Annotated in this window: 18 protein-coding genes; 15 read left to right on the top strand and 3 right to left on the bottom strand. The window is 74.4% G+C overall.

Features of this window, described 5'->3' with window-relative positions:
• Positions 1-40: 40 nt before the first annotated feature.
• Positions 41-727 carry a response regulator transcription factor gene (locus EKO23_RS12650; protein WP_134717804.1) on the top strand — a complete coding sequence of 229 codons (687 nt, stop codon included), beginning with the start codon at positions 41-43 and terminating at the stop codon, positions 725-727.
• Positions 727-2,013, top strand: a complete 1,287-nt coding sequence (locus EKO23_RS12645) for a sensor histidine kinase (protein ID WP_134717802.1) — start codon at positions 727-729, stop codon at positions 2,011-2,013. Before EKO23_RS12650 ends, EKO23_RS12645 begins: the two co-directional genes overlap by 1 nt.
• Positions 2,014-2,054: 41 nt before the next feature.
• Here the strand turns inward: EKO23_RS12645 and EKO23_RS12640 are convergent, their stop codons facing one another.
• Positions 2,055-2,492: a hypothetical protein gene (locus tag EKO23_RS12640; protein WP_134717800.1), complete on the bottom strand. Its 438-nt coding sequence runs from the start codon at positions 2,490-2,492 to the stop codon at positions 2,055-2,057.
• Between the two features lie 132 nt (positions 2,493-2,624).
• On the opposite strand from EKO23_RS12640, the gene EKO23_RS12635 reads away from it, so the two are divergent.
• From EKO23_RS12635 to EKO23_RS12615, 5 genes are read left to right on the top strand one after another with little or no spacing between them, the layout of a single operon-like run.
• Positions 2,625-3,068 (top strand): hypothetical protein, encoded by a 444-nt coding sequence (locus tag EKO23_RS12635; RefSeq protein ID WP_134717798.1) that lies wholly within the window; start codon positions 2,625-2,627, stop codon positions 3,066-3,068.
• 5 nt (positions 3,069-3,073) lie between these two features.
• Positions 3,074-4,006: an FAD:protein FMN transferase gene (locus EKO23_RS12630; RefSeq protein WP_246051065.1), complete on the top strand. Its 933-nt coding sequence runs from the start codon at positions 3,074-3,076 to the stop codon at positions 4,004-4,006.
• A complete protein-coding gene (locus EKO23_RS12625; protein ID WP_134717794.1) occupies positions 4,003-4,572 on the top strand; it encodes a ferric reductase-like transmembrane domain-containing protein in 570 nt (189 codons plus the stop codon). The genes EKO23_RS12630 and EKO23_RS12625 overlap by 4 nt, the downstream gene beginning before the upstream one ends.
• Positions 4,569-5,849 (top strand): NADH-ubiquinone oxidoreductase-F iron-sulfur binding region domain-containing protein, encoded by a 1,281-nt coding sequence (locus tag EKO23_RS12620; RefSeq protein ID WP_134717792.1) that lies wholly within the window; start codon positions 4,569-4,571, stop codon positions 5,847-5,849. The genes EKO23_RS12625 and EKO23_RS12620 overlap by 4 nt, the downstream gene beginning before the upstream one ends.
• Positions 5,846-6,040 carry a ferredoxin gene (locus EKO23_RS12615; protein ID WP_134717790.1) on the top strand — a complete coding sequence of 65 codons (195 nt, stop codon included), beginning with the start codon at positions 5,846-5,848 and terminating at the stop codon, positions 6,038-6,040. Before EKO23_RS12620 ends, EKO23_RS12615 begins: the two co-directional genes overlap by 4 nt.
• Before the next feature lie 10 nt (positions 6,041-6,050).
• Here the strand turns inward: EKO23_RS12615 and EKO23_RS12610 are convergent, their stop codons facing one another.
• Positions 6,051-7,049, bottom strand: coding sequence for a glutathione S-transferase family protein (locus EKO23_RS12610; RefSeq protein ID WP_134717788.1), 999 nt, complete (start codon positions 7,047-7,049; stop codon positions 6,051-6,053).
• Positions 7,050-7,131: 82 nt separating this feature from the next.
• Between EKO23_RS12610 and EKO23_RS12605 the strand changes: the two genes are divergently transcribed.
• Together EKO23_RS12605 and EKO23_RS12600 are read left to right on the top strand one after the other, a co-directional pair.
• Positions 7,132-7,761, top strand: coding sequence for a helix-turn-helix domain-containing protein (locus EKO23_RS12605; RefSeq protein ID WP_134717786.1), 630 nt, complete (start codon positions 7,132-7,134; stop codon positions 7,759-7,761).
• Positions 7,758-9,020, top strand: a complete 1,263-nt coding sequence (locus EKO23_RS12600) for an MFS transporter (protein ID WP_217702606.1) — start codon at positions 7,758-7,760, stop codon at positions 9,018-9,020. The genes EKO23_RS12605 and EKO23_RS12600 overlap by 4 nt, the downstream gene beginning before the upstream one ends.
• 28 nt (positions 9,021-9,048) lie before the next feature.
• Here the strand turns inward: EKO23_RS12600 and hisC are convergent, their stop codons facing one another.
• A complete protein-coding gene (hisC, locus tag EKO23_RS12595) occupies positions 9,049-10,122 on the bottom strand; it encodes a histidinol-phosphate transaminase (RefSeq protein WP_134717784.1) in 1,074 nt (357 codons plus the stop codon).
• Between the two features lie 296 nt (positions 10,123-10,418).
• Here hisC and EKO23_RS12590 point away from each other — a divergent pair, with 296 nt between their 5' ends.
• The 6 genes from EKO23_RS12590 to EKO23_RS12565 all read left to right on the top strand — a co-directional run bounded on the left by EKO23_RS12590 (position 10,419) and on the right by EKO23_RS12565 (position 19,281).
• Positions 10,419-16,055 carry a prealbumin-like fold domain-containing protein gene (locus EKO23_RS12590; protein ID WP_134717782.1) on the top strand — a complete coding sequence of 1,879 codons (5,637 nt, stop codon included), beginning with the start codon at positions 10,419-10,421 and terminating at the stop codon, positions 16,053-16,055.
• 192 nt (positions 16,056-16,247) lie between these two features.
• Positions 16,248-16,937, top strand: coding sequence for a GntR family transcriptional regulator (locus EKO23_RS12585; RefSeq protein ID WP_134717780.1), 690 nt, complete (start codon positions 16,248-16,250; stop codon positions 16,935-16,937).
• Between the two features lie 40 nt (positions 16,938-16,977).
• Positions 16,978-17,349: a phage holin family protein gene (locus EKO23_RS12580; RefSeq protein ID WP_134717778.1), complete on the top strand. Its 372-nt coding sequence runs from the start codon at positions 16,978-16,980 to the stop codon at positions 17,347-17,349.
• Complete coding sequence (locus EKO23_RS12575; RefSeq protein ID WP_281280919.1) at positions 17,346-17,894, top strand: low molecular weight protein-tyrosine-phosphatase; 549 nt, start codon at positions 17,346-17,348, stop codon at positions 17,892-17,894. Before EKO23_RS12580 ends, EKO23_RS12575 begins: the two co-directional genes overlap by 4 nt.
• Entirely contained in the window at positions 17,891-18,745 is an 855-nt protein-coding gene (locus EKO23_RS12570; protein WP_134717776.1) for a fructosamine kinase family protein, read from the top strand. The genes EKO23_RS12575 and EKO23_RS12570 overlap by 4 nt, the downstream gene beginning before the upstream one ends.
• A gap of 29 nt (positions 18,746-18,774) precedes the next feature.
• Complete coding sequence (locus tag EKO23_RS12565) at positions 18,775-19,281, top strand: GNAT family N-acetyltransferase (RefSeq protein ID WP_246051062.1); 507 nt, start codon at positions 18,775-18,777, stop codon at positions 19,279-19,281.
• Positions 19,282-19,342: the final 61 nt, after the last annotated feature.

Genomic DNA, 19,342 nt, shown 5'->3' with positions numbered 1-19,342 from the left:
CCGGCCCCCGGCGTGGCGCACCGCGCCGTACCCTGCCGACATGACCAGCATCCTCGTGATCGAGGACGATGCGGCGATCCGCAACGCGACCCGGCGCGGGCTGACCGAACGCGGGCTGGCGGTCACCACCGCGGAGACCGGCCTCGCCGGGCTGGACCTGATCCTCCAGCAGCGGCCGGACGTGGTGCTGCTCGACCTCGGGCTGCCCGACCTCGAGGGCCTGACGCTGATCTCCATGGTGCGGGCGGCCAGCGAGGTCCCCATCATCGTGGTCACCGCCCAGGACGACGACCCGACGATGGTGCGGGCGCTCGACGCGGGCGCCGACGACTACGTGGTCAAGCCGTTCGGCACCGACCAGGTGGCTGCCCGGATCCGGGCCGTGCTGCGCCGCGGCGTGCGTGGCTCGGGGGCCGAGCCGATCCGGGTCGGCGGGCTGGTCGTCGACGAGCGTCGTCGTACGGTCACGCTCGACGGGCGACCCGTCGAGCTGGCCCGACGCGAGTTCGACCTGTTGCTCGCGCTCGCCCAGCGCCCGGGCGAGGTGGTCACCAAGCGGGAGCTGCTGGCCGAGGTCTGGCAGCAGCCGTACGGCGGCTCCGACCGCACCGTCGACGTCCACCTGTCGTGGCTGCGCCGCAAGCTGGGCGAGACCGCGTCGGAGCCGCGCTACCTGGTCAGCGTCCGCGGGGTCGGTGTCCGTCTCGTCGACCCGACCGCGCGTTGATGCGCAGCCGGATCTCATGGCTGGTGGTGGCCACGACGTCGACGGTCGTGGTCTCGTTCGTGATCCCGCTGTGCCTGCTGGTGCGCACGCTCGCGGAGGACCGGGCGACCGCGGCCGCCGACCAGGAGGCCCGCAACGTGGCGATCCTGGTCGCCAGCCTCAGTGACAGTCCGCGGCTGCCCGGCCTGGTCGAGGACCTGGACAGCCGGGCCAGCCCGGAGACCGCCGTGCTGACCGCCGACGGCCGGGTGCTCGGCTCCGACGACACCAGCGCCGCGGAGCTGGCCGCCGACCCCGAGGTGCGCCGGGCGGTCGCGACGCAGGAGGCGTTCACCGTCGTCGACGGCGACGGGGCGCGGGTGCTGATCCCGGTGGTGGTGGCCGGCGGCACCGACGTGGTCCGGACCGAGGTCCCCAGCGACCTGCTGCGACGCGGGGTCTGGCCGGCGTGGCTGGGCATCGTCGGGCTGGGACTGGTGCTGATGACGCTCGCGCTGGCGATCGCGCTGCGGCTCAGCCGCCGGATCAGCAGCCCGCTGCTCGAGGTCGCCGGCGTCGCCCACCGGCTCCGCGAGGGCGACCTCTCCGCCCGGGCCGAGGTCAGGGGCACCGGCGAGACCGAGGAGCTGGCGCGCGCCCTCAACGGGCTGGCCGACCGGACTGTCGAGCTGCTCGCCGCCGAGCGCGCCGCGGTGGCCGACCTGTCGCACCGGCTGCGGACCCCGGTGACGGCGCTCCGCCTCGACGCCGAGGCGGTCCGGGACCCGGCGCTGGCGCACCGGCTGCAGGAGCACATCGCCGTGCTCCAGCGCACCATCGACGCGATCGTGCGGGACGCCCGGCGCCCGGTGCACGGCGACCTCGCCAACCGGAGCGACATCACCGCGGAGGTACGCCGGCGCTGCGGGTTCTGGTCGGCACTCGCCGAGGACCAGGGCCGGCCGATGGCGACCGACCTGCCCGACGTACCCCTGCCGGCGCCGGTGCCCGGCCAGGACGTGGCGGACCTGGTCGACGTGCTGATCGACAACGTCTTCGCGCACACCCCGGAGGGCACCCCGTTCCGGGTGTCGCTGCACGCGGGGGAGCGCTCGGTCCGGCTGGTCGTGGAGGACGACGGTCCCGGCCTCGGGTCCACGTCGCCCGCCCCGCGCCCGGGCAGCACCGGGTTGGGGCTCGACATCGCCCGGCGGACGGCGGTCGCGAGCGGCGGCGCCCTGGTCGCCGGTCCCGGGACGCACGGCGGCACCCGCGTCGAGGCGACCCTGCCCCGGGTCGCCGACTGACCACGGGCCCGGGCCGGGCGAGCAGCTCACGGGAACACGGGTCACGGGCTCACGGGCGCCCGTGGGGTCGCCCCGTCGTCCTCGTGCTCCTGCTCGTGCTCGGGCTCCTCGGCCTCGTGCTCCTGCTCGTGCTCGGCCGGCTCCTGCTCGGGCGGCTCGGCCGCCTCGTGCTCAGCCTGGTCCTCGGACTCCGCGGCCGGCGCCGCAGCGACCACGGGCGGGGCCAGCGGGGGTGCGACCGGCGGGAGCACCACGGTGTGGACGACGTCGGTGACGCACTCCCCGTGCCGGAGCGTGGCGGGCGGTCGGCACGGCGCCCAGACGAGTCGTGGCCGCTTCGCCACCGCCTTGGGCACCGAGGTGTCCGAGACGGGGGCAACGGTCGGCGCCGGCGGCGATGCCGCGTCGTACGCCCAGACGGCGCCGATCCCGCCGGCCGCCAGGGACACCATCGTCACGACCACGCTCGTCGTCCTCATGGCCACCCACCCTGCGACCGGCCGCGCTATGGCCGCGTCGCGGCGACCTCAAGATTGGGTCAAGAACCCCCATGACCCGGACTTAACACGTCCATGAGGCGCACTTGGCTCCCTCGCCCGGAACCTCGGGTCATGCCCCTGACCCCCCGCACCCGCGACCGGCACCGCCTCGCGATGAGCCTGGCCACCGGCACGACGACCGTGGTCGCGCTCACCGCCACGGGCTGGGTGATGGGTGCGGCCGCGCACGACTACGAGCACCGGCAGGCCGACCGGGCTGCGCAGGAGCGGGCCGCCGCGGCCCGGGCCGCCCGCGCGCAGGCGGAGTACCGCGCCGCGGTCGAGGCGGCGAAACGGCCCGCCGTCCTGCGGCAGGACCGGCCCTACCGCACGCGTGTGGTCACGCGGTACGTCCGGGCTGCCGGGTCGTCCGGCGCGGCCGCCCCGGCGCCGGGAGGAACGGTGCGCCTCCCGGCTTCCCCCGCGGGTGGTGGAGGCGGCTCGGCGCCTCCACCGGCCGCGGCACCCCCGCCGCCACCTCCCCCGCCGCCGCCGGCACCGAGCACGGGCTCGTGACGAGGATGCCGGCCACCACCCGGTTCCCGACGTGGGGCACCTACGTGTTCCTCGGCGTCGGGGACGAGCAGGACCTGGCACCGGCCCGCGAGCTCGCCGAGGCGGTGCTGGACGAGATCGACTGCACCTGCAGCCGGTTCCGGGAGGACTCGGACCTCACCCGGGTCAACGCCGCGCCCGGGACCCGGGTGGCGGTCGACCCGCTGCTCGCCGCGGCCGTGGCCGTGGGCCGCGACGCCGCGGAGGCGACGGGCGGGCTGGTCGACCCGCTGCTCGGGCGCGACCTGGTCCACCTGGGCTACGACCGCGACTTCGCCGCCCTCCGCGAGCGGCCCGACCCCGGCCCGTGGGCAGCGCCGGAGGCCCCCCGGACCCGGGACGCCTGGCGCCGGATCGAGGTCGACCCGGACGGCACGGTCACGATCCCGCCGGGCACCGCCCTCGACCTCGGCGCCACTGCGAAGGCGTGGGCGGCGGACGCGGTGGCGGCGGCGGTGACCGGCGAGCTCGGTGGGACGGTCGTGGTCAGCGTCGGCGGCGACGTCCGGATCGACGGCGAGGCCACGCTCTGGCCGATCGGCATCGGCGAGCGGGTCGAGGACGAGCCCGACGAGGTCGTCGAGCTCGACCGCGGCGGGCTCGCGACCAGCAGCACCCGGGTACGCCGCTGGGCCCGGGGCGGTGCCACCGTCCACCACCTGCTCGACCCGCGGACCGGTCGGCCGGCCGCCGAGGTGTGGCGGACGGTGACCGCGACCGGCCCCACCTGCCTGGCCGCGAACGTCGCCAGCACGGCGGCGATCGTCCTGGGGACGGACGCTCCGGGGTGGCTGGCCGACCACGGCGTCAGTGCCCGTCTGGTCGCGGCCGACGGCACCGTGGTCCGTACCGGCGCCTGGCCCGGGCCGCACGACGTACCGGGAGGTGAGGTGGCATGACCGAGGGACCCTTGCTCTGGTACGTCAACCGCGGGACCGGCGTGGTGCTCCTGGTGCTGCTCACCGGATCGGTGGTGCTCGGCGTGCTGGCCACGTCCGGGCGTGCCGGGAGCCGCGTGCCGCAGTTCGTGCGCCAGGGCCTGCACCGCAACCTGTCCCTGCTGTCCGTGGCGATGCTCGCCGTCCACGTCGCCTCGGCGGTGCTCGACTCGTTCGTCGACATCCGCTGGCGGGACGCGTTCCTCCCGGTCGGCGGCTCCTACCGCCCGGTGTGGCTGGGACTGGGCGCACTGTCGCTCGACCTGCTGGCCGTGGTGGTCGCGACCAGTCTGCTGCGGACCCGGATCCCGCACCGGTCCTGGTGGCTGGTGCACCTGCTGTCCTACCTGGCCTGGGCGGCGGCGGTCGCGCACTCGGTCGGCATCGGCACCGACGAGACCCGGGCCGTGCCGTGGGGCCTTCCTCTGACCATGGGCTGCGTCGCCGCGGTCGCGCTGGCCGGCGTCACCCGGCTGGTCCGGGCCCGGGTGCACCGGCGCCGCGCACCGTCGGCGGTGTCGGCATGAGACCCGCCTCCCCGGTCCCCGTCGCGGGCCCGTACGACGTGGTGCCCGGCCCGGCGCTGCTGGCCGGCACGGCCGAGGGTCCCGGGCTGGCCGCGCACCGCGACCGGCACGGCCCGCTGCCCGACCTCGACCTCGACACCCTCCTCGACCTCACCACCCGGGCCCGGGTCCGCGGACGTGGCGGCGCGGGGTTCCCGTTCGCCACCAAGCTCCGCGCAGCCGCCGGACGGCGCCGGCCCGTCGTGGTCGTCAACGCCGGGGAGGGCGAGCCGGCCAGCGCGAAGGACGCGGCCCTGGTCGGCGCCGCACCGCACCTGGTCCTCGACGGTGCGGTCACCACGGCCCGCGCGCTCGGGGCCCGCGAGGTCCACCTGGTGCTGCCCGGGGAGCGTCCGGACGTGGCCGCCGCCCTGCGCTTCGCGGCGCGGGAGCGCGACGACCGGCTGCGGGTGCACGCCCACGTCGCGGACGCCCGGTTCGTCGCCGGCCAGGAGACCGCCGTGCTCGAGCTGCTGGCCGGACGGCCGGGCTTCCCGGTCACCGCCTGGCAGCCGGCGTCCGTGGCGGGCCACCGCCGCCGGCCGACGGTCCTGTCCAACGCCGAGACCTGGGCGCACGTGGGCCTCCTCGCGCACCGCGGCGTGGCCGGGTACGCCCGGCACGGCACCGACCGCGAGCCCGGGACCACCCTGCTCACGCTGGCCGTCCGCGGCCGGCGGGCCACCGTCCGGGAGGTCCCGTACGGCGCGCGGCTGAGGGACGTCCTCCCTCCGGAGGCGTGGGGACAGCCGGCACTGCTCGGCGGGTTCCACGGGTCCTGGGTGACCTGGGAGACGCTCGCGTCGCTGCGGGTCTCGGTCGACCGCCTGCGCGCGCTCGGGACGCCGCTCGGAGCCGGGGTGGTGCTCGTCCCGGCGCCGGGCGAGTGCCCGCTGCGGCTGACCAGCCGGATCGTCGACTACCTCGCCGGACAGAGCGCAGGGCGGTGCGGCCCCTGCCTCAACGGGCTGCCGGCGCTGGCGTCGGCGCTGCGTGCGGTGGCCGCCGGCAGCGGCCGGACCGACCGGCTGACCGCGCTGGCCGGCCTGGTCGAGCGGCGCGGGGCCTGTGCCCACCCGGACGGCACGGCGCGGCTGGCGCGCTCCCTGCTGGCCGCGTTGCTGGGCGAGGTGGACGCCCACCTCCGCGGCGGCTGTCCCGCCCTGGCCGGAACCGCCCTGGGCGCGCCGACGCGCCGGCTGCACGCCGTACCGGCTGCTCCGGAGGGCGCGGCATGACCCGGCTACGCGTCGACTGGCCGGCCTGCCGCGGGCGCGGCCTGTGCCAGGAGGTCTTCCCGGAGCTGATCGACCTCGACGAGTGGGGCTATCCCGTGCTCGACGGCCCGGTCCCCGACGACCAGGTCGCGCGGGCCCGGGACGCGGTGCGGGTCTGCCCCACCCTGGCGCTGCGCCTGGTCGGCGGCTAGCGCAGCCACGTCAGTCGAGCTCGAGCGGCTTGCCGCCGAGCACCTCGCGACCGTGCGGCGCCAGCCACCCGTCGACGAGCGGTCCGCGAGGCACGATCCCCGACGGGTTGAGGTCGGTGTGCACGCGGTAGTAGTGCTCCTTGACCTGGCCGAAGTCGATCGTCTCCCCGAACCCCGGAGTCTGGAACAGGTCGCGGGCGTAGGCCCAGAGCACCGGCATCTCGGTCAGCTTGGTGCGGTTGCACCCGAAGTGCCCGTGGTAGACCGCGTCGAAACGGGCCAGCGTGGTGAACAGGCGGACGTCGGCCTCGGTGAGCTGGTCGCCCATCAGGTAGCGCTGGCCGGTGAGCCGCTCCTCCAGCCAGTCGAGCGCCGCGAACAGCCGGTCGTACGCCGCGTCGTACGCCTCCTGCGAGCCGGCGAAGCCACACCGGTAGACGCCGTTGTTGACGTCCTCGAAGACCCGGTCCATCACCGATTCCATCTCCGTGCGGAGGTCGGCCGGCCACAGGTCGGGCGCGCCCGGCCGGTGGTGGTCCTGCCACTCGTGGAACAGGTCGTGGGTGATCCAGGGGAAGTCGTTGGTGACCACCTGGCCGCTGGGGATGTCGACCATCGCGGGCACGGTGATCCCCTTCGGGTAGTCGGGGTCGCGGGCGAGGTAGGCCTGCTGCAGGCGCTCGATGCCGACCACCGGGTCGCGCCCACCCTCGTCGAGGTCGAAGGTCCAGCTGCGCTGGTCGTGCACCGGTCCGGCCAACCCGAGGGAGAGCACGTCCTCGAGCCCGAGCAGGCGACGCACGATGATCGCGCGGTTGGCCCACGGGCAGGCGCGCGCGGCCACGAGGTGGTAGCGGCCGGGCTCGACCGGCCGCGTCGGTGCGTCGGGCCCGTGCTCGGGGCGGCGGGCGTCGCGGGTGATCCGGTCCGGGAGGTAGTCCATGTCCCGGTCGAAGTCGCCGCCCTCCTGGAGGTACGGCGGGCTGTCGGTGCGGGTGTCGGCGCTCATGCCCTCCGAGCGTACGGGTGGACTGGACCAGATTTCCAAAGAACTATTTGCAAAGACTTCTTTGCAGTCTAGGGTGGCCGGCATGGACCCCCGCAGCTTCGTCACGCCAGGCCCGGAAGGGCTCAAGGCACTCAGCCACCCCGGCCGACTGCGGATGCTCGGCCTCCTGCGCACCGAGGGACCGGCGACCGCCACCACGCTGGCCACCCGGCTCGGGCTCAACAGCGGCGCCACCTCCTACCACCTGCGCCAGCTGGAGAAGCACGGGTTCATCGTCGAGGACACCTCGCGCGGCAACGCCCGCGACCGGTGGTGGCGGGCGGCGCACCAGTTCACCCAGACCGACGCGGCCCTGGCGACCACCGAGGAGGAGCACGACACCGTCGACGCCTACCTCCAGGCCGTCGGTGTCGTCTACACCGAGCAGCTCCAGCACTCGCTCGAGGAGCGGCGCACGCTGCCGCACGCCTGGCAGGACGCCGGCAACCTGAGCGACTGGTCGCTGCGCCTCACCCCGGCCCGGGCCAAGGCCCTGGTCGAGGCGCTGCACGACCTCGTCGAGGGCTGGCCGGAGGACGACGCGGACGACCCCGAGACGGCGGAGTTCCGGGTGAACATCAACGCCTTCGTGCGTCCGGGCCTGCTGGCCGCCGAGGGGCTGGAGGGGAACCCCCACGCGGAGGACGGACCGGACGACGGGCGCACGCCGTGAGCCGGCGGACACCGCTGTGGGGCTACCTCGTCGCGGAAGCGGTGTCGATCAGCGGCACCCGCCTGTCGATGATCGCGATCCCCTGGTTCGTGCTCACCTCGACCCGGTCGGCCACCATGACCGGGCTGGTCGCCGCGGCCGAGATGGCGCCGCTGGTGCTGCTGCAGTTCCTGTCCGGTCCGTTCATCGACCGGCTCGGGGCCCGCCGGGTCGCGCTGTTCTGCGACTGGGCCAGCGCCCTCGTCGTCGGCACCATCCCGCTGCTGCACGAGCTCGGCCTGCTCACGATCCCCGCGCTGGTCGGCCTGGTGGCGCTGGCCGGGGCGCTGCGCGGGCCCGGTGACGCGGCCCGGCACGCCATGCTGCCGCTCCTGGTCGAGCACGCGCACCTGCCCACGGAGCGGGTCACCGGTCTGGCCGGCGCGGTCGAGCGGAGCGCGTCGCTGGTCGGGGCGGCCGTCGCCGGCGCCGTGGTCGCGGCGGTGGGCGGCGCGGACGCGCTCGTGGTCGACGCGGGCTCGTTCCTGCTCTCGGCGGTCGTCCTCGGGATCACCACCCGCGGCCTGTCCCCGGCCCGACCGGAGCCGGAGGAGGACGCGCACGAGGTGGCCTCGTCGTACGTCCGCGAGCTGCGGGACGGCTGGCGCTTCATGCGTCGCGACCCGGTGCTGATGGGCATCGGCGTGATGGTCGCGGTCACCAACCTGCTGGACCAGGCGTGGTCCGTGGTGCTGGTGCCGGTATGGGCGAAGGAGAGCGGGTACGGCGTCGCGGCGGTCGGCCTGCTGGCGGCCACGTTCGGCGCCTCCGCGGTCGTCGGCTCCGTGCTGGCAGCGGCGTGGGCCGAGCGACTGCCGCGCTACCGGACCTACCTCGTCGCGTTCCTGATGTGCGGTGCGCCGCGCTTCGTGATGCTGGCCCTGGACGCACCGCTGTGGTCGATCCTCCTGGTCGCCGTGGTCGGCGGGTGCGCCTCCGGCTTCCTGAACCCGGTGCTCGGGGCGGTGCTGTTCGAGCGCACGCCACCGGACCTGATGGGGCGCGTGTCGGCGATGAACATCGCGATGAGCTGGTCGCTGATCCCGCTCGGCGGGATCCTCGGCGGCGTCGCCGTGAGCACGGCGGGCCTGGTCCCGGCGCTGCTGCTGGTCGGCGCGGCGTACCTCGTGACCACGATGGCGCCGGCCGTGCAGCCCCGCTGGAAGGAGATGGACCACCGGCCGGCCCGCGAGCCGGCCGGGGAACCCACGTCCGTCTAGGGTGCGTCGCCCACGGCGCGCCGTTCCCTCAGCCGAGGAAGCCCTTCGCCACCTCGAGGATCCGGTCGTTGGCCTCGGTCTCGCCGATGCTCACCCGGGCGCCGTCGCCGGCGAACGGACGCACGGTGACGCCGACCTCCTGGCAGGCGGCGGCGAAGTCGAGGGTGCGCTCGCCCAGCGGGAACCAGACGAAGTTGCCCTGCGCCTCGGGGATGGCCCACCCGATCGAGGTCAGCCCGTCGCGGACCCGGGTGCGCTCGGCGACCAGGGCGTCCACCCTCTCGAGCAGCTCGGACTCGGCGGCCAGCGACGCGACCGCCGCGGCCTGCGCGACCCCGGAGACCCCGAACGGCAGGGACACCGCACGCAGCGCGGCCGCGACCGGCTCCTCGGCGACGGCGTACCCGACCCGCAGGTTGGCCAGCCCGTAGGCCTTGGAGAACGTGCGGGTGACCACGACGTTCGGGAGCTGCCGCTGCAGTGCGAGGCCGTCGACCGGGTCGTCCATGCGCACGAACTCGACGTACGCCTCGTCGACGACGACCAGCACGTGCGGCGGCACCTTCGCGAGGAAGTCGAGCAGCGCGGCGTGCGTCACCGACGGGCCGGTCGGGTTGTTCGGCGTGCAGACGATGGCGACCTTGGTGCGGTCGGTGATCGCCGCGGCCATCGCGTCCAAGTCGTGCTCGCCGGTCACCGTGACCGGCACCTGGACGGACGTCGCGGCGGCCGCCGTGACCGCGATCGGGTAGGCCTCGAAGGACCGCCAGGCGTACACCACCTCGTCGCCGGGATCGCAGAACGCCTGCAGGAGCTGGTAGATCAGCGCCACCGAGCCGGTCGCCGTCGCCAGGTTGCCCACACCGACCCCGAACCGCGCGGCCAGCGCGTCGTACAGCGCGACCGCGCCCATGTCGGGGTAGCGGTTCATCTCGGCGACCACCCGCGACGCCGCCTCGACCACGCCCGGCAGCGGCGGGTAGGGGTTCTCGTTCGAGCTCAGCTTGTACGTCGTGAGGCCGGGGCGGGGGGCGGGCGGCTTGCCCGGGACGTAGGCGGGGATCCTCCCGACGTTCTCCCGGGGAGCGGGGGCACTGGTCATGCCCGCACCCTAGACCCCGGGGTCGGCGGCCCGTCCGGGGTCGGCGGGCCGGGCAGGGACCGGGGGTCGCCCCGGGTCATTTGGCGAGTAGTCATTTCGGTTCTGGGGTGTGTCCCCTAGTGTCGCGGCCCCCTCGCCCGCACATGATTCGGCTTGTGACACGTCGTCACGTGTAGGGGGAGATCTCGGGAACCCGTTGTGGGGCACGGGCGTCTGTCACCTCCGGTTCGGGGCCGGGGTTCTGCAGACACAGCGGCACAGGCTCTGGCGCCTGCCGCCTTCCTTGGGGGGAAGCTTTGACCAGCAAGCATCGTCGTGCCGCCACGCCCATGCGCCGGCTGTACCTCACACTCCGCTTTGCGCTCGTGCTCTCGATCGCGCTGCTCTCGGTGCCGTTCCTGAACGACATCGCCCGCGCCGAGGACGGCAGCGCGGCGCCGGCAGACCCGGGGACCACGAGCACCGAGTCGGCACCGTCCGACCCGGCATCCTCCGACCCGGCGCCGGCAGACTCCGCACCCGCCGATCCGGCCCCGGCACCCGAGCCCGCGCCGTCCGACCCGGCGCCGGTGGCCGACCAGCCCGCGACCGACCAGCCGACCACCGGCGGCTCGACCGCCCCGGGCCCGAAGACCGCGACCAGCTCGAGCGGCTCGAGCCTGACCAGCAGCCCGGCGGCCGCCGAGACCACCACCAGCAGCAGCTCGTGCGCCGCGGTCTTCCGGCACAGCACCACCAAGGTGCACGCGAGCGGCCACGACTACGCCGGGCTCCCGGAGTCCGCGTGGATCGCCGGCAACCTGGTCAGCGGCTACGCCGAGGGCGACTACGTCCCGCAGCGGGTCGCGCTGTCCGGCGTCCCGGTGGGCGTCCCGCAGACACTGGTGTTCACCTACGACCGCACGATCTCGGCCAACTACGCCTACGACTTCATGGCCGACCTGCAGATGACCGGCGGCACCGCCACCTGGGACGCTGCCCCGGGCAACCCGCCGATGCCGTTCGCGACCGAGGTCCTGGTCACGATCACCTTCACCGCGAGCACCAGCAGCCCCACGCTCTACTGGGAGGCGCACGTCGCCTCGGAGCTCGACTACCTCGACCGCGGGCTCGACCTCGGCGCCGGGGACATCGCCGGGTCGAACTACCACCTCGGCCTCAAGAGCCTCAGCTGCGGCAACGTGGGCACCCAGACCAACCAGATGAAGACCTCCGCGGTCGACGCCGGCAAGATCACCGTGGTCAAGGACGCGCGCCCCGACAGCCCCCAGGACTTCGAGTTCACCATCACCGCGCCGAACGCCAGCAACGACACGCGGCTCGACGACGACGCCGACCCGACGCTCTCGAACGAGACGCACTCGCGGGTGGCTCCGGGCAACGTGACCGTCCGCGAGACCCCGGTCGCCGGCTGGACGCTGTCGAGCATCACGTGCACCGTGGCCGCGATCAACCAGACCGGGGGCACCCCGGTCACCCCGGTCGCGAAGGACCTGGCCGACGGAAGCGTCACGGTCGCCGTGGCCGACGACAAGAACGTCACGTGCACCTTCGTCAACACCCGCGAGGCGCGCGTGCAGGTCGACAAGGTCTGGAAGATCAACGGAGAGACCTACGCCGACGGCGCGGCCCAGGCGGCGTACCCGCAGCTCGGCCTCACCTCGCAGCTGTCGCTGACCGGCCCGGCGCCGGCCGGCGCCAGCAACCAGGCCTGGGGGGCCTGGCGCGGCGGCTACAGCCAGGGCGAGAGCACGACCATCAGCGAGACCAGCGGCTCCGCCAACGCGCTGTGCGGTCCGGTCTCGGCGAAGGTCACCCGGGCCAACGGCGCCGCCGTGGACCAGGCCCTGCCCTGGTCGCCGACGCTCCAGGGCGGCGACAACAGCTACACGGTCACCAACACCGTGGACTGTCGTGGCCACGTGACGCTGGTCAAGGTCGTCGACAACGGCCCGGCGGTCGCCACCGCCTGGACCCTGTCGGCCACGGCGTCCGGCGGCGGGATGGCCGGTCCCTCGGGCACCACCGGCTCCCCCGGTGCGTCGGGTGACGTCACCGCCGGCGCGGCGTACGTCCTGTCCGAGACGGGCGGCGACAGCCGCTACGTCCAGAACGGCGCGTGGGCCTGCACCAACGGGGTCACGGTCACCGACCACACCGTCCGCGTCGAGGCCGGCCGCAGCACCACCTGCACGGTGCACAACGCCACCGCCCGGGTGACCGTGGTCAAGGACGTCGTGAACGACGACGGCGGCACCGCGACCCCGGGCCGGTGGACCCTGCACGCGGGCGATCACGCCGGCACCAACGGCAGCTCGTTCTGGGTGACCCCGGGCGAGGCCCTGGCGCTGGGCGAGTCGGGAGGTCCGTCGGGCTACACCCGCACGTCGATCGTCTGCAGCAACATCCCCGGCACGGCGGTCACCTCGGTGACCCCGGCCGCGGGAGCCGAGGTGACCTGCACTTTCACCAACGACGACGACGCCGCGGCCCTGTCGCTGAACAAGATCGTCGACAACGGCAGCACCGGCGCGGGCACCGACGCCTCCGCCTTCACGCTGACCGCCACCCCGCAACCGGCGATCGCCGGTCAGGACCCCGTGTCCGGCCCGGGCGGCTTCACCGCCACCGAGGTCAAGGCCGGGACCTACCTGCTCGGCGAGCGCGGGCCGGACGGCTACGACCCGGGCAGCTGGAGCTGCTCGGGCGGCTCCCTCGGCGGCACGCCGGGCGCGCAGACGGTCACGGTCGCCAACGGCGGTAGCGCCTCCTGCACGATCACCAACACCGCGCGGCAGCCGTTCCTGACGCTGGACAAGACCGTCCTCGGCAACGAGCAGACCGGCGGCACCGCCAGCGACGGCGACTTCGAGCTCCGGGCGACCGGTCCTGTGACCGTCCACGGGTTCGAGGGCGACGACGGTGACACCGACGTCACCGGCGTTCCGGTGCCGGTCGGCACCTACACACTCGAGGAGCTCGGCGGGCCGCACGGCTACGCCCAGGTCGGCGAGTGGTGGTGCGGAGCCGACCACCCGGTCGACGCGCAGCACCGGGTCCAGCTCGGCCTCGGTGACAACGTCACCTGCACCGTGCAGAACCAGGCGCAGGCACCGCACCTGACCCTCCTCAAGAAGGTGGCCGGCAACGACGCCACGGGCGGCACCGCGGTCGACACCGACTGGACGCTCTCGGCGTCCGGCCCGGTGACCGTCAGCGGCGTCGAGGGCGACGCGTCGATCACCGGCGCCTCCGTGAAGAAGGGCACCTACGTGCTCGCCGAGTCCGGCGGTCCCTCCGGCTACACGCAGACCGGGTGGCACTGCTGGGGCGGTGGGGTGCAGGGGGTCGACGTCCACGGGAAGGCGACGATCACGATCGCGCTCGGCGAGGACGTCACCTGCACGGTGGTCAACACCGCGCAGCAGCCGCACCTGACTCTGGGCAAGACCGTCGACAACGGCGACACCGGCGGCACCGCGGTGGACACCGACTGGACCCTCACCGCGACCGGTCCGGTGACCGTCAGCGGCGTCGAGGGCGACGCGTCGATCACCGGCGCCCCGGTCCCGGTCGGCACCTACGCGCTGGCGGAGTCCGACGGTCCGCACGGCTACCACCAGGTCGGCTGGCAGTGCACCGGCGGCACGCTCGGCACCGGCCCGAAGGGCGAGACCACGGTCACCGTCCCGTTGGGTGCCGACGTGAGCTGCACGGTCACCAACGCGGCCGAGCAGGGCACGCTGACCCTGGCCAAGACGGTCGACCCGAACGGCACCGGCGTGGTCGAGCCGGACACCGCCTGGACGCTGATGGCCGCGAGCGGGACGTACGCGATCTCCGGCGTCGAGGGCCAGTCGGCGATCACCGGGGCGGCCGTCCCGGCCGGCACCTACCTCCTCTCCGAGGCCAACGGCCCCGGCGGGTGGGAGCAGGTCGGCTGGGTCTGCGCCGACGGCAAGCAGGGCACCGACGACCAGGGCCGGCCCACGGTCACCGTGAAGCTCGGCCAGGCCGCCTCCTGCACCGTCACCAACCGCGCGGTCGCGAGCACCTGGGCGGTCACCAAGCACAACGACCGCCCGCGCGGCGCCACCGTCACCGAGGGGGAGGTGATCACCTACACGGTGACCGCCACGAAGACCTCGGACGGCGTGGCCGTCCTCGACGCGACCGTCACCGACGACCTCTCGGGGATCCTGCCGGACAAGGGCTCGATCGTGCCCGGCAGCATCACGGTGACCTCCGGCGCGCAGCCGACGCTGGTCGGCGCCGAGCTGCACTGGACCATCCCGGTGCTGGGCAGCACCCCGCAGACCATGACCTACCAGGTCCTGGTCGGTGACCGGCACGGCGTGACGCTCCGCAACCACGCCACCGGCGACGGGGCGGAGCCGTGCGAGGCCGGCAACCCGGACTGCACGACGGAGAACCCGACCCCGCACTACCTGCTCGACAAGTCGGTCGCGTTCGACGACGCGGACGGCGACGGGCTGGCGATGCCGGGCCAGGAGCTCACCTACACGCTGACCCTCCGCAACGACACCGTGCACGCGGTGGTCCGGGACACAGTCGTGACCGACGACGTCAGCGACGTGCTCGACGACGCCACCATGGCCTCGACGACGCAGGAGCTGGCCGGCCAGGGCCTCGTGCTCGACGACTCGGTCATCGGGAGCGAGCACCTCACCTGGACCGTCACCGGCCCGGTCGCTCCGGGCGCCACCGTGACCGCGACGTACCGCGTCACCGTGGACGACGGGGCCTGGGGCCGGCAGCTGGTGAACACCGCCACGCCGGACCGGGTGGGCGACTGTGTCGGCGCCGACGAGCCGGGCGACGAGTGCACCACCACGACCGGGACCAACCCGGTGACGACGCTGGTGGTCAAGAAGGTCGACCTGGAGGACTCCTCGGAGTCCCCGGCCGGGCTGCCCGGCGCGGAGTTCGCGCTGTACCGCGACAACGCGCCGTACGCCGACCCGGCCGACCCGCAGATCGGGGACGAGGACGAGGAGCTCGGCGTCCGGACCACCGACGCGGACGGTCTCGCGAAGTGGGGCGAGCTGCTGAAGGGGCACTACCTCCTCCAGGAGACCCGCGCCCCCGAGGGCTACGACCTGCCCGAGGCGACGACGCTCGCAGTCGAGGTCGACGACGGCAACTTCGTGGCCGGCGGCGAGATGGCTCCGATCGTCTTCCGCGACGCGGCGCTCGGTGACCTGATCATCACCAAGGGCCAGCAGGAGCTCGAGGGCACCTCGTGGGTGGAGTCCGACGGCATCGTCAACCACGGCGACGTCCTGAAGTACACCCTCCACGTCAGCACCCTGGGCCTCCAGAGGTTCCACGACGTCGTGGTCACCGACTACGTGCCGAACCGCAACCCGGCCGACGACGTCTCGACCGGCGCCTCGACGCTGGTGCCCGACTCCGCGGTCTGCCTCGGTGAGTTCGAGGCGGTCTGCTCGGTGGGCGTGGACGCGGACGGCCTGATCACCTGGAAGGTCGGCGACCTGCAGGGCCGACGCGTCGACCTCGAGTTCGTGGTCCGGTTCCCGGACCTGCCGGACGAGGTGCACTACGACAGGCACGGCGAGTACCGAACGGTGCTCTGGAACGTCGCGTACGCCGACTGGGCCCAGGCCGTCGGTGGCAGCCGCGACGGCCTCGAGTACCAGTACCTCTCGGCGGTCTCGAACGAGGTCATCGCGGAGGCGGTCGTGCAGAAGCCGGGCGAGCCGGTGGAGCCACCGCCGCCGGTCCAGCCCCCGGGCAACCCGCCGCACCAGCCGACGCAGCCGCAGCTGCCGTCGACCGGAGCGCCGGAGAACCTGCTCCAGCTGGCGCTGCTCGGTGCCCTCGCCGTCGGTCTCGGTGTCGCCCTGGCCGCCCGCGGCCGCCGCAGGGACGAGGAGGAGTCACCGGCCTGAACTGGCTTCTCCCTGACCGACGGGGTCCCTGTCAGTGGTCCCCCCCGCTCTGGCGCGGATCCCGTCTGGACGGCCCCGTCACCGTGAACTCAGCCACGGTGGCGGGGCCGTCCGCCCGTCCGGGGCAGGACGGCGCACGACAGGGCAGACCGGCGCTTCCGGCGGGTTCCGCTTTGTCGGACAATGACGCCCATGACCCCGAACGAGCCGTCCGCCTTCGGGACGCTGAGCCTGGAGCACACGTCGACGGTCGACCGGGTGGCCGAGGAGCTGCGGCGGGCGGTGTTCGACGGCGAGCTCGAGTCCGGCACCGCGCTGCGCGAGGTGGCCCTGGCCGAGTCGCTCGGGGTGTCCCGCTCCACCGTCCGCGAGGCCCTCGCGGTGCTGGTCGGCGAGGGGCTGGCAACCCGGGAGCCCAACCGCGGGGTGCACGTCGCCGAGGCCGACCCGGACTCGGTCCGCGACGTCTGCCGGGCCCGGGCGGTGCTCGAGGAGGCCGGCGTACGCCGCTGGCCCGAGGCATCGGAGCACCTCCGTGACGAGGTCCGCCGGGCCCTGGCCGCGTACGCGGCCGCGGAGGCCGACGGCGCGTCGTACCAGCAGGTCAACGAGAAGCACCTCGCCGTCCACCGCTCGCTGGTCGGGCTGCTCGACTCACCGCGGCTGGCCGCCACGGCCGAGTCGCTGAGCGCCGAGCTGCGGCTGACGCTGGCGCAGGTCGACCGGATCCGCCGCAACGCCCTCGACCAGGCCGGATCGCACACCGAGGTCCTCTCCCTGCTCGAGCAGGGAGACGTCGAGGGCGCCGCCGACCAGGTCCGGCGCCACCTCGCCGACGCCGAGGTGGCGATCCTCGCGGCGCTCGGGCCACGCGACGGCTGAGGGCCGGGACGGCCGAGGGCCCGGCCCTACAGTTGGCCCCGTGAAGTTCGTCATCTGGCTGCTGACCAACGCCGCCGCGCTCGCCGTCGCCGCCTGGGCACTCGACGGCATCGACTTCGAGGGAGCCGACTGGCAGGAGAAGCTGCTGCCGCTGCTGATCGTGGCGCTGATCCTCGGCGTCGTGAACGCGTCGGTCGGGATCGTGCTGAAGGTCCTGTCGATCCCGTTCATCATCATCACCCTCGGCCTGTTCCTGCTGGTGATCAACGCCTCGATGCTGCTGCTCACAGGCTGGATCGCCGACAAGCTCGACCTCGGGTTCTCCGTCGACGGCTTCTGGACCGCGGTGCTCGGGTCGATCATCATCACGCTGGTCACGTGGATGATCGAGCTCACCGTCATGGAGCGATGATGTCGCCGGCCGACGGGCTGCCACCTGCCCGGTCCGCCGACGGCTACCGGATCGCGGTGGTCTGCCTCGGCAACATCTGCCGCTCCCCCATGGCCGACGTGGTGCTGGGTGAGCGGGTCGGCGACGCCGGGCTCGCCGGCCGGGTGCGGGTCGAGAGCTACGGCACCGGCGGCTGGCACGTCGGCCGCCCGATGGACCACCGGGCCGCGGCCACGCTCACCGCCGAGGGGTACGACGCGTCCCGGCACCGCGCCCGGCAGGTCACGCGCGGGGACCTCGATGACGTCGACCTGGTGCTGGCCATGGACCACGCCAACGAGGCCGACCTGCGCGACCTGGGCGTGGACCCCGACCGGCTGCGGATGTTCCGGACCTTCGACGCCGAGGCCACGGCGGGGCATGATGACGAGGTGCCGGACCCCTACTACGACGGCGACGACGGCTTCGCGGAGGTGCTGACCATGGTCGAGCGGACCAGCACCGCCCTGGTCGACGTCCTCGCCGCGCGGTTCGGGCGCGAGCCCGGGGGGCCGGGACCGGCATGACCCGGCAGTCCGCGACCGCCCGCCGCGCCGAGGAGCTCCTCGGCGCCCCTGTGGTCGCGACGGCACCGGTCGCCGGCGGTGACATCTGTACCGCCACCCGGCTCAAGCTCTCCGACGGGCGCAACGTGCTGATGAAGACGCTGACCCCGGCACCGGCCGGCTTCTTCGAGGCCGAGGCACGCGGCCTGGCCTGGCTCGCCGAGTCCGACGGGGTCGCCGTACCGTCCGTGCTCGCCACCGACGACGAGTGCGTGCTGCTGCCGTGGATCGAGACCGGCAAGCCCACCCCCGACGCGGCCGTCGACTTCGGCCGCCGCCTGGCCGCCACCCACGCTGCCGGTGCCGACGGCTGGGGCGCGCTGCCCGACGGCTTCATCGGCCGGCTGCCGCTCCCGAACGCCACCGCGCCGACGTGGGCGGAGTTCTACGCCACCCGTCGGGTGCTGCCCTACCTCAAGCTGGCGCGCGACCGCGGCCACGCCGACGCCCAGCAGGCCGTCGCGGTCGAGGGCGTCGTCGGGCGGATCGGCGACCTGGTGCCGGACGAGCCGCCGGCCCGGCTGCACGGCGACCTCTGGAACGGCAACGTGCTGTGGGGCGGCGACGGGACGGTCAGCGTCATCGACCCCGCGGCGTACGCCGGCCACCGCGAGGTGGACCTCGCGATGCTCGCGCTGTTCGGGCTGCCGCACCTGGCGCGGGTGGTCGACGCCTACCAGGAGACGGCTCCGCTCGCGGAGGGCTTCGAGGACCGGGTCGGGCTGCACCAGCTGTTCCCGCTGCTCGTGCACGCCGCCATGTTCGGTGGCGGGTACGCCGCGCGGGCGGCTGCCCTGGCCGGCCGCTTCTGACCGGCCGCTGCTGATCGGCCGACCGCGACGTGACCGCCCTGCCGCCCGGTGTGGACCTCCGTCCGGCCACCCCCGACGACGCCGCGGCCGGGGCCCGCCTGCACCTGGCCTGCTGGCGCGAGGCGTACGGCCCGCTGGTCGACCCCGCCCTGCTCGAGGCCGCGCTCGACGAGGACCGGTGGACCCGGCGCTGGCGTGAGCAGGTCGCGGACGGCCCACCGCGGCTGCTCGCCGTGCACGACGACGAGCCGGTCGGGTTCGTCACCTGCGGCCCGGCCCGGCACGAGGACGCCCCGCTGCCGTTCGAGCTGTACGCCGTCTACGTTCGCGCCGCCTGGCACGGCACCGGCGTCGCGCAGGCGCTGCTCGACGCGGGCCTCGGCGACCGGTCGGCGTACCTCTGGGTGCTGGAGGGCAACGCCCGCGCCCGCCGCTTCTACGCGCGCAACGGCTTCGTCGCCGACGGCGGCCGCCAGCACTACCGCCCCCTCGATGCCTGGGAGCTCCGCATGCTCCGCCGACGCGCCCCCTCTTGATGCCCGACGTGCCCGGTCTTGACGCCCGACGTGCCCGGTCTTGATGGCCCAGGTGCCCGGT

Source organism: Nocardioides guangzhouensis, from assembly GCF_004519545.1.
GTDB lineage: Bacteria > Actinomycetota > Actinomycetes > Propionibacteriales > Nocardioidaceae > Nocardioides > Nocardioides guangzhouensis.
This window is presented reverse-complemented; position numbering and strand designations above follow the sequence as displayed.

What these genes read in the sequence shown, in the direction of transcription:
- EKO23_RS12650 (WP_134717804.1), top strand. Translation starts at nt 41, where the DNA reads ATGACCAGCATCCTCGTGATCGAGGACGATGCGGCGATCCGCAACGCG.
- EKO23_RS12645 (WP_134717802.1), top strand. Translation starts at nt 727, where the DNA reads ATGCGCAGCCGGATCTCATGGCTGGTGGTGGCCACGACGTCGACGGTC.
- EKO23_RS12640 (WP_134717800.1), bottom strand. Translation starts at nt 2,492, where the DNA reads ATGAGGACGACGAGCGTGGTCGTGACGATGGTGTCCCTGGCGGCCGGC.
- EKO23_RS12635 (WP_134717798.1), top strand. Translation starts at nt 2,625, where the DNA reads ATGCCCCTGACCCCCCGCACCCGCGACCGGCACCGCCTCGCGATGAGC.
- EKO23_RS12630 (WP_246051065.1), top strand. Translation starts at nt 3,074, where the DNA reads ATGCCGGCCACCACCCGGTTCCCGACGTGGGGCACCTACGTGTTCCTC.
- EKO23_RS12625 (WP_134717794.1), top strand. Translation starts at nt 4,003, where the DNA reads ATGACCGAGGGACCCTTGCTCTGGTACGTCAACCGCGGGACCGGCGTG.
- EKO23_RS12620 (WP_134717792.1), top strand. Translation starts at nt 4,569, where the DNA reads ATGAGACCCGCCTCCCCGGTCCCCGTCGCGGGCCCGTACGACGTGGTG.
- EKO23_RS12615 (WP_134717790.1), top strand. Translation starts at nt 5,846, where the DNA reads ATGACCCGGCTACGCGTCGACTGGCCGGCCTGCCGCGGGCGCGGCCTG.
- EKO23_RS12610 (WP_134717788.1), bottom strand. Translation starts at nt 7,049, where the DNA reads ATGAGCGCCGACACCCGCACCGACAGCCCGCCGTACCTCCAGGAGGGC.
- EKO23_RS12605 (WP_134717786.1), top strand. Translation starts at nt 7,132, where the DNA reads ATGGACCCCCGCAGCTTCGTCACGCCAGGCCCGGAAGGGCTCAAGGCA.
- hisC (WP_134717784.1), bottom strand. Translation starts at nt 10,122, where the DNA reads ATGACCAGTGCCCCCGCTCCCCGGGAGAACGTCGGGAGGATCCCCGCC.
- EKO23_RS12585 (WP_134717780.1), top strand. Translation starts at nt 16,248, where the DNA reads ATGACCCCGAACGAGCCGTCCGCCTTCGGGACGCTGAGCCTGGAGCAC.
- EKO23_RS12575 (WP_281280919.1), top strand. Translation starts at nt 17,346, where the DNA reads ATGATGTCGCCGGCCGACGGGCTGCCACCTGCCCGGTCCGCCGACGGC.
- EKO23_RS12570 (WP_134717776.1), top strand. Translation starts at nt 17,891, where the DNA reads ATGACCCGGCAGTCCGCGACCGCCCGCCGCGCCGAGGAGCTCCTCGGC.